General features: G+C 59.3%; 10 protein-coding genes and 4 pseudogenes. 8 read left to right on the top strand and 6 right to left on the bottom strand.

The annotated features are described in order from the left end of the window. Window positions 1-191 precede the first annotated feature (191 nt). Together FNL56_RS05120 and FNL56_RS05115 are read right to left on the bottom strand one after the other, a co-directional pair. Window positions 192-515 (bottom strand): annotated as a pseudogene (locus FNL56_RS05120) (IS256 family transposase); the annotation flags it as partial. Window positions 516-592: 77 nt separating this feature from the next. Then, complete coding sequence (locus FNL56_RS05115) at window positions 593-1,159, bottom strand: plasmid pRiA4b ORF-3 family protein (RefSeq protein ID WP_143577550.1); 567 nt, start codon at window positions 1,157-1,159, stop codon at window positions 593-595. A gap of 20 nt (window positions 1,160-1,179) precedes the next feature. Between FNL56_RS05115 and FNL56_RS05110 the strand changes: the two are divergent. Further along, window positions 1,180-1,775 (top strand): annotated as a pseudogene (locus tag FNL56_RS05110) (transposase); the annotation flags it as partial. Window positions 1,776-2,381: 606 nt separating this feature from the next. On the opposite strand, the gene FNL56_RS05105 reads toward FNL56_RS05110, so the two are convergent. Beyond that, window positions 2,382-3,464, bottom strand: coding sequence for an IS5 family transposase (locus FNL56_RS05105; protein ID WP_143578797.1), 1,083 nt, complete (start codon window positions 3,462-3,464; stop codon window positions 2,382-2,384). A gap of 1,369 nt (window positions 3,465-4,833) precedes the next feature. Between FNL56_RS05105 and FNL56_RS05100 the strand changes: the two genes are divergently transcribed. From FNL56_RS05100 to FNL56_RS05090, 3 genes are read left to right on the top strand one after another with little or no spacing between them, the layout of a single operon-like run. Next, a complete protein-coding gene (locus FNL56_RS05100; RefSeq protein ID WP_143577552.1) occupies window positions 4,834-6,822 on the top strand; it encodes a methyl-accepting chemotaxis protein in 1,989 nt (662 codons plus the stop codon). Then, entirely contained in the window at window positions 6,819-8,492 is a 1,674-nt protein-coding gene (locus tag FNL56_RS05095; protein WP_143581809.1) for a GAF domain-containing protein, read from the top strand. The genes FNL56_RS05100 and FNL56_RS05095 overlap by 4 nt, the downstream gene beginning before the upstream one ends. Window positions 8,493-8,504: 12 nt before the next feature. After that, complete coding sequence (locus tag FNL56_RS05090) at window positions 8,505-8,879, top strand: response regulator (protein ID WP_143577554.1); 375 nt, start codon at window positions 8,505-8,507, stop codon at window positions 8,877-8,879. On the opposite strand, the gene FNL56_RS05085 is transcribed toward FNL56_RS05090, so the two are convergent. Beyond that, the gene (locus tag FNL56_RS05085) at window positions 8,863-9,108 is read right to left on the bottom strand and encodes a transposase (protein WP_143577555.1); all 246 of its coding nucleotides are present in this window, start codon (window positions 9,106-9,108) and stop codon (window positions 8,863-8,865) included. The two genes, FNL56_RS05090 and FNL56_RS05085, sit on opposite strands and share 17 nt — an antisense overlap. A gap of 339 nt (window positions 9,109-9,447) precedes the next feature. Between FNL56_RS05085 and FNL56_RS05080 the strand changes: the two genes are divergently transcribed. Both FNL56_RS05080 and FNL56_RS05075 read left to right on the top strand, forming a co-directional pair. After that, window positions 9,448-10,932 carry a GGDEF domain-containing protein gene (locus tag FNL56_RS05080; RefSeq protein ID WP_246661621.1) on the top strand — a complete coding sequence of 495 codons (1,485 nt, stop codon included), beginning with the start codon at window positions 9,448-9,450 and terminating at the stop codon, window positions 10,930-10,932. 467 nt (window positions 10,933-11,399) lie between these two features. Next, window positions 11,400-11,525: pseudogene (locus FNL56_RS05075) on the top strand (transposase); the annotation flags it as partial. A gap of 76 nt (window positions 11,526-11,601) precedes the next feature. Here the strand turns inward: FNL56_RS05075 and FNL56_RS05070 are convergent. Continuing rightward, window positions 11,602-12,426, bottom strand: coding sequence for an IS5 family transposase (locus FNL56_RS05070; RefSeq protein ID WP_143577548.1), 825 nt, complete (start codon window positions 12,424-12,426; stop codon window positions 11,602-11,604). A gap of 208 nt (window positions 12,427-12,634) precedes the next feature. Between FNL56_RS05070 and FNL56_RS05065 the strand changes: the two are divergent. Together FNL56_RS05065 and FNL56_RS28950 are read left to right on the top strand one after the other, a co-directional pair. After that, window positions 12,635-13,047, top strand: a pseudogene (locus tag FNL56_RS05065) (FdhF/YdeP family oxidoreductase); the annotation flags it as partial. After that, window positions 12,929-13,333 (top strand): tyrosine-type recombinase/integrase, encoded by a 405-nt coding sequence (locus tag FNL56_RS28950; protein WP_441351269.1) that lies wholly within the window; start codon window positions 12,929-12,931, stop codon window positions 13,331-13,333. The pseudogene FNL56_RS05065 and the gene FNL56_RS28950, both read left to right, overlap by 119 nt. 99 nt (window positions 13,334-13,432) lie before the next feature. On the opposite strand, the gene FNL56_RS05055 is transcribed toward FNL56_RS28950, so the two are convergent. Beyond that, window positions 13,433-16,087 (bottom strand): HWE histidine kinase domain-containing protein, encoded by a 2,655-nt coding sequence (locus FNL56_RS05055; RefSeq protein ID WP_143581807.1) that lies wholly within the window; start codon window positions 16,085-16,087, stop codon window positions 13,433-13,435. Window positions 16,088-16,103 lie beyond the last annotated feature (16 nt).

Below are 16,103 nucleotides of genomic sequence, written 5' to 3'. Positions count from 1 at the left end.
CGGGCGGCTTTATTCCGTTCCGGTGGGCGGCATCATCTCGTTATGTTGGGCGGCATCATTCCGTTACGGCGGGCAACATCATCTCGTTATGATGGGCGGCTTGGACAGGAATCAGCATTGACATCACACTTGCCGCTCGATTTGCCTGAAACTGCGTTGAAAATCGGTTGTGGGCTGGGGTGTAAAGCGATACGGACTTTGTAGGGCGGCAGGATCGACGGCGAGACCCTGATGCGGGCGGGGTCGGTAGCGCCTGCCTCGCGATCACGCACACGCGGCTGGCGGACGACGACCGGACCGATACCGGTCATTACCTCGCGCTCCGGCAGGTGACCGTAGCGCACGATCCGCTGGTGGCCGTCCGCGGTCTTCAAATCGGTATGCTTGCCGAGAAAGTCTGCGACCTCGGCCTCTACCGCCTGGACGAGCAGGGTACGCGCCCCGTTGCGCAAGATTTCAGGGAGTTGATTCCCTGGATCAAACCGCCAGCCCGCAAGTTCCGGGATGTTATCCAGCCGATCTCCGCACCTTCACATCGGACGCGGCCCATTCGAGCAGAACGACGCGTGGGACTCATTCGCGCGGTTGACGCCTATTTTGATCGCAGCTTATGCCGGCGCGGCTTCCAAATTCCAGACAATGCGTTGACGGCGGCCTTGAGCGTCTCCCGGTCGATGACGTTGGGATCGAACCGCTCCGGGCCCCAGATGCGCATATGTTCGTGCTCCGGATGTGCGGGGTCGCTGATGGCATCGAGGTATTCGGCATAGCCTGGCGCACCGCCGACGTCTTTCGGAGGACAACGACCGGCGGCCTCGAGCAAGAGGGGAAGTCCCTCTGTTGTCGTGTTGTCGAGCCATTTTTCAAGCTTGATCACATGGTCCCAACTGTCGCTGAAGTCATAGAGATAATGGATCATCTTGGCGCCGGTCTCTTGAACGATATCGCAGAGCCGCGCCTTGCGGACATCGATGGGCGGGGAGCCAAAATCACCATCGGGATCGGGGATGCCCCAACGTTCCCCGTACCGAACTTCAGCACCCGCGTCTCGCCTTTTCCGTGTCCTTGGAGCACGAAGATTTCGCCTGTCGGCCTTGTTCCCCGTCAGCACCCTTGAGACAAATTGAAGGACTTCACGAAGGGAGGATTTCTGGTTCATCGTAGCCGTAAGGAGCGAAGATGAAACAGAAATCCGGACCGGGCAAAGCGCCCGCAGAACAAGTTCTGAAGGACATCCGGCGCCAGACGCGTCGGCATTATTCGGCCGAGGAGAAAATCCGCATAGTCCTGGAGGGGCTGCGTGGTGAGGAGAACATCTCGGAGCTCTGCCGCCGGGAAGGCATCGCCGCCTCGATGTATTACGGCTGGTCCAGGGAGTTCCTGGAGGCCGGCAAACGTCGATTGGCCGGTGACACTGCGCGCGCCGCAACACCCGGCGAGGTGAAGGATCTTCGTCGTGAGGCCACCGCATTGAAGGAGGTGGTGGCCGATCTCACTCTCGAGAACCGTCTGCTTAAAAAAAATATGATCGGGGATGGGGAGGACGAGGCATGAGGTATCCCGCGTCCGAGAAGGCCGAGATCATTGAGTTGGTCGAGCAGTCGCATCTGCCCGCCAAGCGCACGCTGGACAAGCTCGGCATTCCGCGCGCCACTTTCTATCGCTGGTATGGCCGTTACCGTGAGGGCGGGCTGGCGGCGTTGACGGACCATCGCTCACGACCGGATCGCGTCTGGAATCGTATCCCAGACGAAGTCCGCGGGCAGATCATCGATCAAATGGGGGCCTTTCTCGGCTCATTGATCGGCCTGGCCGAATGCCTGCACTTGTCAGCTGAGGCGGGAGGATCCGATTTCGAATTAGCAAATTGCAATTCGGGTGCTCTCGCTTGTCCGACAGGGATTCGAACCGTCAGCGAGACCGCAGCTGAAAACACCTTAAATGGCTGCCTCCGAAAACCGTACCAAACCGCCGCACTACGAAGCTTTGGAGAAAAACGCCGTCTCCAGCCTCACATCTCGGAAAATAGGCAATTCTCTCGTACGGCACAAATTCTAAGGGGCCTGTTTTTATTGGGCTTTTCGGCGCCTTTAGCTACGGGTAGCGTTGGGAGAGCAGCGGCGGTGGCGGAGGGAGAGGAACTGGGATCGAACCTTCTCCGCGTAAATCAGCGCGGCTGGCAGTAGAACGGGGGGCACCAAGGGGTCATTGCTATATGAGCTGGCGCCGATGCCCTTTTTTGTCCTCTTCTTCGGTAGTACGGCTCTAACAGTCCGCTGAAAAAACCAGAAACTGGTCTATTTTCCTGTCCGATCGACAGGCGTGATAGTGGTGTAGTTGGCTGATCGGCGTTGTGCGTGGTCGCCTGGACGGCGACGTGGCTATGCAACGAGCAGTTTTGGAATGCGGATCAGGTTGTAGGCGATCAGGTTGAGCATGAAGTCGGCGGCGACGGCGCCGATGCCGCGATGTTTGGTCTTGCGCATCGTGCCGTGTTGCTTGCCCCATCCGAAGATGCATTCGATCATCGCGCGGCGGGTCTGCGACATGCCGTAGCCCTCGTGGCGGGTGGTTCGCTCATCGATGGCGCTGCGACGGCTCCGGCCGATCTTGCCGATTGCATTGTTCTGCGTCACATGCGGCGTCACGTCGATGGCGCGCAGATTGGCGACGTGATCGGCGGTGTCATAGGCCTTGTCAGCGCCAGCGGTGATGCGGCGGCCGGCCTGTCTGGCCTTTGCCTTGAGCATCACCTGCGCGGCGCGACGCTCGGCGGTGCCGCTGGCATGCGTCACCATGCCGGCGACCGCCAGACCATTACGGTTCTGCATGGTGGCGTGGCCCATGTAGCAGAGCCTGGCCTCGCGGCCGGCGGCCTTGCGGTAGAGCCGGCTGTCGGGATCGCTGGTGGAGGCATGGGTATCGTTCTTGCGGGTCTGGCCGTGGAAGTTGGTGCCGTCATCGCCGTCGCTGCCGTCCTTGGGACGGAAGCTCTTGTGGGAGGCCCAGGCTTCGATCAGCGTGCCGTCCACCGAAAAATGCTCGTCCGACAACAGCGCCTTGACCTCGGCGAGGTTCAGCAACCTGGTCATGAATTTGGTGAACACGTCGCCGTTCTGCAATCGCTCACGGTTCTTCGTGAAGGTGGTCGGGTTCCAGACCCGGTCGTCCGGCGACAACCCCACGAACCAGCGGTACAACAGGTTGTAGTCCAGTTGCTCCATCAGCTGGCGTTCCGAGCGGATGCCATAGAACACCTGCAGCAGAAGCGCGCTGAGCAATTGCTCCGGCGGGATCGAGGGACGCCCTTCCTTCGCGTAGAGGCTGGAAAAGCTGCGGCTCATCTCGCCCAGCACATTACGGACCAGCGCCCGGATCTTCCTCAGCGGGTGGTCCTGCGGCACCCGCGCATCCGGCGAGATGTATGAAAACAGCCCGCCCTGATCCTCGAATACCCCGCGCATCCGACCTCCACCGATTCTCGATCAAATTGAATCAGGAAATGAACGCCGCCGCGAGGAGTTTTTCAGCAGACTGCTAAAGCAGCCGCCCGATAAAACGGCGGGCTGGGCGCGAGGCCTGTCCGATCTGGGTGCCGAGCCCGGCAAACGCCCTAGGAGCGCTCCCGCTGCCTGTTGCCTGTTGCTTCCGCCCCCGCCAAACTGACGAGGCGGTGCCTACCGCCAGTATGAACGTTCAGCGCCGCTGATTCTGAGCCGGCGACGGTTTCGATTTGCTGCGTCATGAAGATTGTATGGGGTTCAATCTTCGTTGGATCGCCCCCTCCGATCACGGCTCCGTGAGCTCGGTCGGAGTTCGGGCGCCGTCGGCCCCATTGATCCTTCCAAGCAACCAGGGCAGATTTTGCCTCATCTTAGCCGAAAGAATTTTGCCGCCGCGAAATCCAAATTCGCGCGCCAGCCGTAAGATTATCATTACGGCCATCTGGCAGTGCCCCGCTACTGATGGCTGCATTGTACCCGGTCGTTGCCCCGCGACCGGGCACCGATTTTTTATTGATCGGGATCACAATGCCCGCAGCCGGCCGACTCGTAAAAAGGACAGTACCGTGACCGTACAAGGCAGCCGCTTCGCGGGTCTGGCGACCGTTGGCGCGGCGGTTCTTATTACTCACCGACGCGTACTTGGACGCGCGTTTTCGTGGATTATCTACTTTTGGCTTTCACGAATACGACAGCATTTTCTCCTGGCGACATATTTCCGCTCGCGACACGCGCAAAACTTTTTGGTGTCGGCTGAGTGCGCGATCCCTTGATACTAATCGCCTCTATTGCATCAAGGGACGTTCGCATCTTGTACTCGTCCCGCGTACGACGAAGCCCTAGGGTGCCCAGATATTTGCAACAGCATCGTGTATAAGACAAAGTATGCAACGCAATATGCCAGCGTAAATAATGCAATTATATCTGCCATGACAGCGAAGCCTCAGTGTGACATTTCAATCTCATGACGGCATTCGGAACGCGCGCACCTGAGCACGTTACAGTTACAATCAATAGCAAGAATGGTTTGGTTCGACCCACGTTTATAACGCATTGCGATTTTGGAAATTAGATTTGTCCTACGAAAATAATTGGAGCCAACTCGATCCGTATTGTACCACAGCGCGCATGGCGCTCGAACCTTGGCTTGTCGAATCAGCTTTCACAAACCTCGGTCGAGTGCTTAGGAGGCATTCAAAATTCAGTAAGATTATGGGAGAGCAAAGATTCTTAACGAAATTCGTCTACTATCGGCCTCGCAGAGCCGCAGCGTCCGTAATGCGATTATCTACGTTTCGCTTCGGCGCAGCCACCATTCAAGGACTCGAATATGTTGGCGGATAGAAGTCGTTTTAACCCGACATTAGGCTTGGTCCCGCGGATCGTAATTCTGTCGGTGTCCGGCATCCTTTTGCTGGGTGTCTGCGTAATAAGCCTTTCCGGATATTTTCTCAAACGCGGCGCTATCGCTACAGCTAGGGAGCGGGTCGACGCCAACATGCGCGTTGCATGGGAGGTACTCCGGTCCAACGGCAAGAATTTCAGCCTCGTCGACGGCAAGCTAATGGCTGACGGCCACGTACTGAACGGCGATATTTCCATGGTCGACAAGGTCAAGGACTTAGTCGGCGGCAGCTGTACTGTCTTCATGAATGATCAGAGAATAGCGACCAATGTGCTGAAGCCGGATGGCATGCGCGCGGTGGGGACACAACTTGCGCGCAGCGATGCCTACAGCGCGATCTTCGATCAAAAGGTATCGTATCGCGGCGAGGTCCGAATTCTCGATGAACCTTACATGACAGCCTATGACCCGATCTTCGGCCAAAATGGCGAGTTGCTGGGCATTCTCTACGTCGGAATAAAAAAGGCCGAATTCCTGAAGGCCGCCGATGAGACGTTCTGGACGATCATCTATTCGATCGCGGCGGTAATCTCGATCGTGGTCATCGTCAGCTATCTCGTCGCGCGCAGAAGCGTGGTGGGTCCGTTAAAGGTGAGCATTGTCACCATGAATCGCCTGGCGCAGGGCGACCTTGGTGCCGAGACGCCGGTGCCGCGACGCGCTGATGAGATCGGCGAGATCATGGCGGCGCTGGTAGTCTTCAAGCACAACGCAATCGAGAAACAGCGGCTGGAAAAACTGCAGGCCGCAGATCGGGCTGCGTCGAAGGTTAGGCAAGAGGAGATCAGCCAGCTGATCGGCTTCTTCGGACGCAGCATGAGCGGCTCCTTTAATTCCCTGTCCGGCGCCTCCGCCGATATGTCACGCACGGCAACGTCTCTGGAAAGCGCCGCGCAGACGACGGGTAGCCAGGCTACACAGGTACTGAGCGAGGTCGAGCAAACCTCGCTTGCGATCCAGACGGTAGCGGCGGCATCGCAGCAGCTGTCGGCATCGATTGGGGAGATCGGCCGACAGTCCACCGAGTCCGCCCGCGGCTCCGGTATTGCGATGCAGCAGGCCGAGGATGTCGTAGCGAAGGTTGATCAATTGCGACAGGCGGCTGATGAGATCGGCAATGTCGTGAAACTGATTAACAGCATCGCCGCCCAGACCAACCTGCTGGCGCTCAACGCGACGATCGAGGCTGCCCGGGCCGGCGAAGCCGGCCGAGGCTTCGCTGTCGTTGCCGGCGAGGTTAAGGCGCTGGCCCAACAGACCGCGCAGGCGACCAGCGACATTGCAAGCCAGGTCGCTTCGATTCAAGCCGCCACCACCGGTGCCGCCGAGGCAATCCAGGGGATTTCTGGAACAGTCCGCGGCGTCAACGAAACGGCGGTGGCGATCGCCACGGCGGTCGAACAGCAGAGCGCGGCGACCCAGGAAATCGCGCGGAGCATCGAATACGTGACGGCCAACGCCGCCAGCGTGACCCGCAGCATGGGGCAGGTGCGCGGCGCGGTCGACGACACCAGCGGCAATGCCGCCGAGGTGAAGCATACGTCGTCAGCGCTGTCGGCGGATGCCGCAACGCTGAGCGCGGAGGTGACGGATTTCCTGGAGTCGCTTCGCGATCTCGGTGAGGACCGGCAGTTGACTCAGCTCGATGTAAATCTTTCCGCCACGGCCCTGGCGGGCGGGAAAAGCGTCGCAGGCCGGGTGCTGAGGGTTTCGCCCGGCATGGTTCTGTTCGACGGGCCGTTGCAGGTCGCCGCGGGAACCCTGCTGGAAGTGCGCATCGATTCGCTTGGACGTTCGCTGGAGGGCCGCTTCGTCGATCGCGTTGCTGCCGGCTGCCAGATCCAGCTGCTGCTCAATCACGCGCACCTAAGCTTCATGGAAAGCGCCATGGCTCGCCTCGCGGCCGCTGCATGAGCGCGGCATCGCAAACGAAGCCGCAGTACGAGGTCGCGGCGTCTGCCGAAATTGAGCGGCGTACTGTGCTCGATCGTTATCAGATCCTAGATACGCCACAGGAGCATGCCTTCGATCGTATCGTCCAGCTCGCCGCGCTCCTGCTCGATGTTCCCATCGCGCTCATTTCGTTGATCGACGCGGATCGGCAATGGTTCAAATCCAGGTATGGATTGAACCTGCCGGAAACGCCACGTACGCTGGCCTTTTGCGACCATGCCATTCGTGGCAGCAACGTGATGGTTGTTCCTGACGCCGCGCAAGACCCGCGGTTTCGCAGCAATGCGCTCGTCACCGGTGATCCGCATATTCGGTTCTATGCAGGCGCGCCGCTGGTGACGCCCGATGGTTTTGCGCTCGGCACCATCTGCGCGATCGACCGTGCGCCAAGGCAATTGACTGCGCGCGATGCCGCGGTTCTAACGGCGCTCGCCGAACAGGTGATCCATGAGCTGGAAGTTCGCGCGGCGCTGGGCGAGATGTACAAGGAAGTGTCCGAAGGACGCCGCGCCACGCGCACCCTCCAGGGTGAGGGTGCGCGGCTGGAAGCCCTGCTGAATGCAACCGGCAATGCGGTGGTCACCGCGGATCCGGATGGCTGTATCGCAAGCCTGAACCGCGCCGCCGAGGCTATGTTCGGGTTCGAGCCCGGTGAATCCGTCGGCCGGAACCTGAAAACCCTCATGTCGCAGAACCTGGATATCGACTTGGACATTCCGACAAGCCCTGACGCCGGAATCGGGTGGCGCAAGGATGGGACGAGCTTTCCGATCGAAGTTTCCCATGCCGATTGGATCGACATGCACGGCCGCAACGCATCCGGCGCCATTGTGCGGGATTGCACCGAGCGCCGGCGCGCCGAATCGGAATTGCGCAGCCGCGACGCGGCCGACCAGGCGCAGGAGAAGCTCGCGGCGGTGGGCCGTGTTTCCGGCGGGGTGGCGCACGAGCTGAACAATCTCCTGCAGCCGGTCATCGGCCTTGCTCAGCTGGAACTGGATTCGCAACCGGTCGAGGGTTCGACCGAGCAGTTGGAGACCCGAGAAAACCTGACTACAATTCTGGACTGTGGCGCACAGATGCGAAGCATCGTACGCAAGATTTTGATGTTTTCCCGCAAGTCCAATCCAGAGCGACTGCAACTGGATTTTCGTGCGGTTCTGGAACGCGCGTGCAGGTTCGTCGGCAAGCTGCTTCCGCCGGGAATTCGGGTGGATATGGTTATCCAAAGCGACGTCTGCGGCCTTGCGACGATCAACGAAGCCGAGCTGGTCGAAGTCTTCACCAATCTCGCAATCAACGCCGCCCATGCCATGGAAGGCAACGGGACGCTCGCGATCGCGGCGGATCGTCTGGAACTGGCCGAAGGCTCGGTGATGCCGTTGGGAGTCCAGGCAGGCGCTTATTTCAGAGTCGCAGTCTCCGATACCGGCCGTGGCATGGACGCGATTACCAAAGCAAGAATTCTGGAACCATTCTTCACCACCAAGCCGATAGGCCAAGGCACCGGCCTCGGGCTGTCGCTGGTTTACGGGGTGCTGCGCGACTGGAATGGCGCGCTGTCGGTCGATAGCATTGTCGATGTCGGCAGTACCTTTACGCTTTACATCCCCATCACCGGTACCCACTGAAAAGGAAAAGCCATGGCTAAAATTCTTTTGATCGACGACATGGCGGGCGTGCGCCGCACGGTCTCAGCCGTATTGAAGCGCGCCGGGCATAAAGTCACCGAAGCCGATGACGGTGGCATCGGTCTGCAGCTGCTCAAGAGCGATCAATTTGATCTCGTGATAACCGACATGCTGATGCCGAACCATGATGGCATGGAAGTGATCCTGTTCCTGGAACAGCAGCCGAAACGGCCGAGGGTGCTGGCGATCTCCGGCGGCGGAAGCCAAGTCTCCTCCGATGATGCTTTCATGCTGGCACGTAAAAAGGCCGACGCGACACTGGCAAAACCGTTCGACAATTCCGAATTGCTTGCCGCGGTCGACAAGCTGCTCAAGGTCGAGGCATGATATCTTTTTCGGCTTGACGTTCTTCCCTGACTCGCCGGCGCCAGCCAAATAATTGCTGCGGCGACAATCCGTGCCGCCGTGCCACTCCAGAAACAGAGTCGCCACTGGCTTCGATCTCCGCGACGACCCGCACCTTGTCCTCGCCGCTCCGTGTCTGCTGGCGTCCCGCACCGGTGAACACCTCCAGCCGCCGAACCGGCTTGGTGATAGCACTATCTACTGTGTCCATTCTAAGCCTTTCGGTTCGAACGAATCACAACATCGCAGATCAGCACGTCAACCGGAAGGTGGGGCCAGGACGACGCTTATAGAGCACCGCAACGGCCTCCATTGGCCTTTTCCTGTCGGAGCCCGATTGTGCTGTCTTGTTTATGACAGCACAGGTGTCGATCCGTAATTGTACGTAAACGAAAAGGCAGGCAATATTTTATTCAATCCGGCACTCTGCGGATCAGATCCTTATTTGATCGCTCTGCATTAAAGAAAAGTTCCCTCGGCAATGTTTCCTTTAGCCAAAACCCAAAAGTCCGCGCCCCGGCGCGGGACAACCACCCTCATCGTCACAGCGATGCTCGCCGTCGTCGTCGGCTTTTCTGCCATCTCCGTGAATGTACTGCTGCATATGCGGAAGGCCGCATGGGAGCTGGCGCGCCAGAGCAGCGAGAATCTCGCCTCCACCCTAGATGCAGATATCAGGCGGAATATCGACGTCTACGATATCTCGTTGCGCGCCGTAGTGACCAACATCATGATACCGGAAATTGGCGAGCTCAGCCCGGCGATCCGGCACCTGATCCTGTTCGACCAGGCAGCCACCGCGAAACATTTCGGTCCGCTCAAAGTGTTCAACGCCGCGGGGCATCTTATGATCGATTCATCCGCACTGGAGCCCGCGCCTGACAGAGCGGTCAATCGCGAATATTTCCAGGTTCATCGTACAGACGAGAATGGAGGACTTTTCGTCAGCCACCCGGCCGCCGATGCCAAAGGGGAAATGGCGGTCTATCTCAGCCGTCGTATATCCGGAACCGATGGAGCATTCGGCGGCGTCGTCGTCGGGTCGATCCGGCTCAGCTACTTTCACGACCTGTTCCGCCGCGTAAAACTAGGCCCGGAAGACTCGTTGACGCTCATCCATAGGGATGGGTTCGTGGTGATGCGCAGCCCGTTCGACATCGCCATGGTTGGCCGGGACTTGCGCGGCGTCGTCGGCGTCGAGCGCATCCGCAGCGAGCAAACAGGCTGGCTGGAAGCTCCCGGTGCGGTCGACGGAGTTCCCCGGCAGTTCGTGTGGCGCGACGGTGGCGGGCCGCTGGTGACGCTGCTCGGCAAGTCTCTAGCCAGCATCTATGACCCTTGGCAGTCCGACGCGGCTTGGATCCTCAGCGCCATGGCGGTGCTTGCCATTGTTGCGGCAGGTGCATCCATCCTGCTCGCCCGCGAGATGAGGAAGCGCAGCGCCGACGAACACCGCTTTGCATTGCTCTCAATCACGGATGGCCTCACCGGCCTCGCCAACCGCCGACAGTTCGACGATATCTTGCAAAGCGAGTGGCTGCGCAACCAGCGCAACAAGACGTCGCTGGCACTACTGCTCATCGACGTTGATTATTTCAAGATTTTCAACGACACCTACGGTCATCAGGGTGGCGACAGGGCGCTCAAGCAAATTGCCACGACGATCCGTCACGAGGTGCAGCGCGCGGCTGATTGCGCGGCGCGATATGGCGGTGAGGAGTTTGCAGTCATCCTGCCCGAGGCGACTATCGAAAGTGCGCAGATGGTGGCGGAACGGATCAGAAGCGCGGTCCAGGCCATCTCCCTCGACGGAGCCCATATCACCGTCAGTATCGGCATTGCTGCGGTCGTGCCGGCTTCCAATTGGCAGCCGGCGGAGTTGATCGCAGCAACTGATGCAGCGCTTTACAATGCCAAGGATGCAGGTCGCAACCAGTGCCGGTCAGCCCGCCCGCTCACACCAGCCCCGGGTCAGGGATCTGCCGGCCTGAGCGCGAGGTCGGCCGGCGACCGTATCACGGCGGCGGCGGGCTGAGCCGCCTAGCATCCACGCGATGCCGACCTCTTGGATGCCATCCAAAAAAATGTAGGGACCGATGCCGTCGATGTTAGGATCGTAATCCAATTGCAACTTGCCCGGTGGCTGCCTTTCGCTAAAAGGAGAGTGCGATCGACGGCATGCCAAAAGGCTAGGTGGCTTTTTTTGTATTAGTTACGCTGAATGGTCAGTCACGGATTCCACCCGGCAAATAGGCTTTTCTAATTAAAAAGCAATTTTTACGTGCGGATCACCCTAACTGGTCCGAGCCCCTCCCGGCGCAAATTTTGATACCCCCCTGAACTGTCAGCAACCTGCAATCGAAATACAGCCGTCGCCGAACGCCGTCGTTCGCCCATCAGATGTTATGAAAGGACTAACCGGAGGCAAGGCGAGTGTCGTCTAGATGGGCACTTTTAATATCCATGTGATGCAAGACTTGTCCGCTCAAGGAGCGGAGAACGATGAAGGCATCGAAGTTTTCGGAGGCCCAGAAGGCGTTCATTTTGAAACAGGGCGCTGATGGCATGCCGATGGCGGACATCTGCCGGAAGGCAGGGATCAGCGCGGCGACCTACTTCAACTTCAAAGTTCGGACGCGGCCACGTCGATAGTCAATGATGCCATTTTCTCTAAGAGTCCGACTCATAATGATTATGTTTGATGTCAAGCTCTTACGAGTCGTCTTGTAAGGATGCGAATGTGAGCTACGAGCGCCCAGGCAACGGCGCTGGCGATTGTCGCTTCGAAATCCTTTGCCAGTCTGCGACAGCGACCGAGCCACGAGAAAGTACGTTCGACGACCCATCTGCGGGGAAGAACTTCGAAGCCCTGCGCGGTGTCGGAACGTTTGATGATTTCTACCGTCCATTCGCCGATGCGCTTCAACGCCTTGCGCAATTTATCTCCGGCATAGCCACCATCGGCAAAGATATGGCGCAGCCAAGGATAGCGCGAGCGGATCGAAGCAAGGACACACGGGGCGCCATCGCGATCTTGAATGCTGGCTTCGTGCACGACGAGCCCGACCAGATTGCCTTGGGTGTCGGTGACGATGTGGCGCTTGCGGCCCTTGATCTTCTTGCCTGCGTCAAAGCCCCGTGGGCCGCCGCTTTCCGTGGTTTTCACCGACTGGCTGTCAATCACTCCGGCCGTCGGGCTCGCCTCTCTGCCAGCAGCCTCGCGTGCCGCCATGACAAGCGTGTAGTTCAGCGAGGCAAAAATTCCACCACGCGACCACGCGTAGAAATAGCCCTGCACCGTCGAGTAGGGTGGGAAGTCCTTGGGCAACTGCCGCCATTGGCAACCGGTGGACGCAATGTAGAGGATCGCATCTATCACCGTTCGCATGTCTGTTGCACGTGGACGCCCGAGCGCTGAAGCGGGCGGCAGAAGCGGCTCCATCACAAACCACTCTGCATCCGTCGTATCGCTTTCATACCGCAAGCCCTCGCGTCTATAATGTCGACGAGTGATTTCAGTCCAGACCATCGTGCTCTCCCTCGAATCTTCGCAAATCCGAAGGAATCACAACTGGCTGAAATCACTCAGCTTCTTTTTCAGTCCGGCTCTCAGTCACCGATAAATGCCGGGTTCCGGTCGATGATTACTCATCGTAGGACTCACATCCAGAAAAGCGAGTCATTTTAATCTAAGCTACTACGGATTGGTCAGACCAGCACCAAAAGCGTGCGGACTTTACCGTCAGGTCAAGGTCGGCGGCGATATCGCCGTGCTGCTCGGCAGGTGCAAGCACGTGTTCGCCGCCAACGACGCGGCCCAACAGCTTGGCAAATGCGTGCTGGATGTTGCGTTCATCGCGCAGCACACCGACGGCCTCGCTGAATTCGAGGCCAAAGTGCGAGACACGTCCTGGGAAGAGATCGAAGTGGCGTCGGGGCTGTCTCGTCAGGACATTGAACGCGCCGCCTAGTCTATGTCAAAGCCGAGCGGGTCATTGGGATCTACGGCATGGGTCTGACCCAGCACGTCCGTGGCTTCCAGAACATCACGATGTTCGGCAACCTGCTGCTGCTCCGAGGCAACATCGGACGCGAAGGCGCCGGGATTTCGCCGGTGCGCGGCCACTCGAACGTGCAGGAGCAGCGGTCAGCGCGTTAAGCATCATGCAGCTCTACCATTTGCGGAGCTAGCATCATTCATGAATGCACTTCGCTTGCAAGACGGAGCTTCAGCTCAGGCGCTTGAATTTGCGATCTTGACCGCCGCCCGAACTGGCGAGGTCATCGGCGCCAAATGGTCTGAAATAGATTTGAACCAGAGGATTTGGATTGTGCCGGGAGTGCGAATGAAAGCGGGACGCGAGCATCGAGTGCCATTATCATCGAGGGTTACGGAGGAATCGAAGGGTTGCAAAATTCAGTTTTCAGCAGACTGAAAATCTCGTGAATGGTGCCGCGCGACAACCAAGATGAGGATTCTCATCTTGGTTGTCGCGTTATAATTAGGGCAGCATCGACTTGGTGCGGTCTGCGGGTTAAGCCAAACAAACTGCGGTTGTCAGGCGTCTTTTGATAGCTATCACTTCCCTAAGTCGTTGTTCGACATCCCTAATGACGTAAGGCTTGGCTATGACAGCACTTCCCGCGAGGTGGTCGGGCAGCACGCTGGACACGTCATATGCGGTGCCGAACACGAACGGAATGCCGCGGCTCATCAGGATCGCTGCAACGTCCCAAGATGTCTCACCGTCAAGATTAACGTCAAGGAGGGCTGCGTCGAACGTCTCCAACTGCGCCAGCGCGATCGCCTCGGCCTTCCGTGTCGCCGGTCCGACCGCCACCCAGCCAAGGTCGTCGAGCATGGCTTGGATCGTCATGATCAGAAGAAACGAATCCTCGACCACAAGGATCCGGAAGATTTCCGGAGGTGACGCAGCCGGCACTTCCGCCATCTGGACGCGTTGCGCTTGTACACTCGCGCCATCTACTACGTTCGCATCGGATTCAGAAACTGACGATGCAGGCAGCAAGATATTGCAGACGACGCCGCCGCGCAGGTACTGCACAATCGAATGGCCGCCGGTTTCCATCGCCAGCGCACGTTCGATGAGCGTCGTGCCGAAGCCGCGACGCTTGGGCTGCTCGACGAGCGGTCCTCCCGTCTCGGTCCAGGACAATTCGACACTACCGTCGTTGGCCCGCCGCCAGTCCACCGCCACATGTCCGTAGGTTTCGGTGAACGCGCCGTATTTGGCCGCGTTGGTCGCCAGCTCATGAACCGCCAGCGACAGCGACAGCGCCGACTTCGGCGTCAGTACGATGTCGACCCCGTCAAAGCTCACCGCCCGATGTCTAGTGGCATAGTGATTAAGCTCCTCGCGAAGCAGCCTGGCGATCGACACGCCCTCCCAGCGACTCTCGGAAAGCAGGCTGTGGGCCTTGGCCATCGCCAGGATGCGGCCCTCTAATCCTTTGACGAAGCCTGTCAACGATTCTGCGTTGCGACTCGATTGGATAACGAGGGCCTGGATGTTGGCGATAGTGTTCTTCACGCGATGGTCTAGTTCGGCCATTAGGACTTTGTCGCGTTCAGCCGCCCGCTTGCGTACCAGCGCAGCCGTGTTGATCCGGCGCAAGACCACGTGGAGCAAGGAGACCCGCAGATCGAACGCCGCATCGAGATCGGCGGGCGTCCATGGAAGGCAATGTCCGCAAACCGTTTCCTTCCAGACCTCGAAGGACTTGCGCGGACGAAGCTGGTCGCCGTTGGGGCCACTCTCGACCAGCTTCGTCGGCTCGCCGGCCCATTCGGATGTGCCAACGAGTTCCGGTCGGAACCAGATGATGAAGTCGGACAGTTCCTCTGTCACCGAGATAACCAGCACGCCAGAGGCGACATCCGCGAAGGCACTCGCAGGCGGCCAGAGCTCGCTCAGGCAATCGGTCGAGAACACGCCGTCATTCTTCGAGACATAGGGATTCAACCAGTCCACAAGGGACAGGATTTGAGCCTGACTGGGTGTCGTTCCCAGAAACGTTAATTGTCCTTTGACGCTTACCGCGACGCCCCCCTGGCGCGTTCCGTCGGCGGAGAGCAGGCCGCAATGAATGTAGTCGAGCAGGTTGGGTGATTCCCTCGTTAATCCGACCGCGTAATCGTCTGCGCTGGCCAGGTTGAGCATGAGGTTCTGCAGTATCATGCGGCTCGCCAACCGTTCACCGAACTGCTCTCCCTTCTCGCGAACCTCGAGCTGGAGCGAAAACATGGAGCCAAACAGCTCGCATATGGCGCGCAAGTGCCGTGGCAGGATGCGCGGACTGTAGTGGTGGCAGGCAATGAGCCCCCAGAGCTTGTCACCGCGAATGATCGATATCGACATTGAGGCGTCGATGCCCATGTTCCGGAGGTATTGACGATGGATAGGCGACACATCGCGCAGGATCGCCTGGCTCATGTCCAGCGGCTCCCCCGTGCGTGGATTGACCACGGGGATCAAGGGCGCCGAGTCATAGTCGACCTGGGTGATCAGCCGCAGCCAGTTCTTCACATACAGGGCTCGGGCCTGCTGGGGGATGTCGGCGGCCGGGTAGTGGAGGCCCAGGAATGGTTCGAGATGCGGCTCCATACTCTCGGCGATGACCCATCCCGAGTCATCGTGCATGAACCGGTAGACCAGAACGCGGTCGTAGCGAGCGACGTCCCGCACCCGGTCGGCGGCAAGCTGGCACAACGCCTTGAGCGAGGACGACTCATCGAACCCGCGAACCATTTCCTCAACGCCGGCGAGCGGGTCTGCCGCGAACCGGTCGCTGGGATGGGCGGCCTCGAACTCGAGTACAAGCGACCCGGCGCTGCGATGCAGGCTCGCGTCGAGCGGTAGACCGGTAATCACGCGCATCTGCGGATCAAGGAGGTGGCGTGGCTTTGCGAGATCGAGTGCGGCCGCCAGCCCTCGCAGGTTCTCGATCTGGTCGGGGCGGAACAGCGTAGCCGCCGACTGTCCGAGCAACTCCCCAAGGGGAACGCCCAGTAGGCGGGACGTGTCGCCGGCCGCCTGAATTATTTCCAGCGTGTCCGCGTCCAGCACCAGCATGGCGCCGTGCGGCAGGATCGCGCCCGGGATGTGTATCGGCTCCCGGTCGCAGTTGGTCACGTCAACTGACGCTGTCGTAAAGCCGAGTTCAGCCATGGGCCAGGGGGTTCCA

The sequence above is a fragment of the Tardiphaga sp. vice304 genome (assembly GCF_007018905.1).
Taxonomy (GTDB): Bacteria; Pseudomonadota; Alphaproteobacteria; order Rhizobiales; family Xanthobacteraceae; genus Tardiphaga.
Note: the sequence above shows the minus strand (reverse complement) of the source record. Positions and strands in the feature narration are given on the sequence as shown.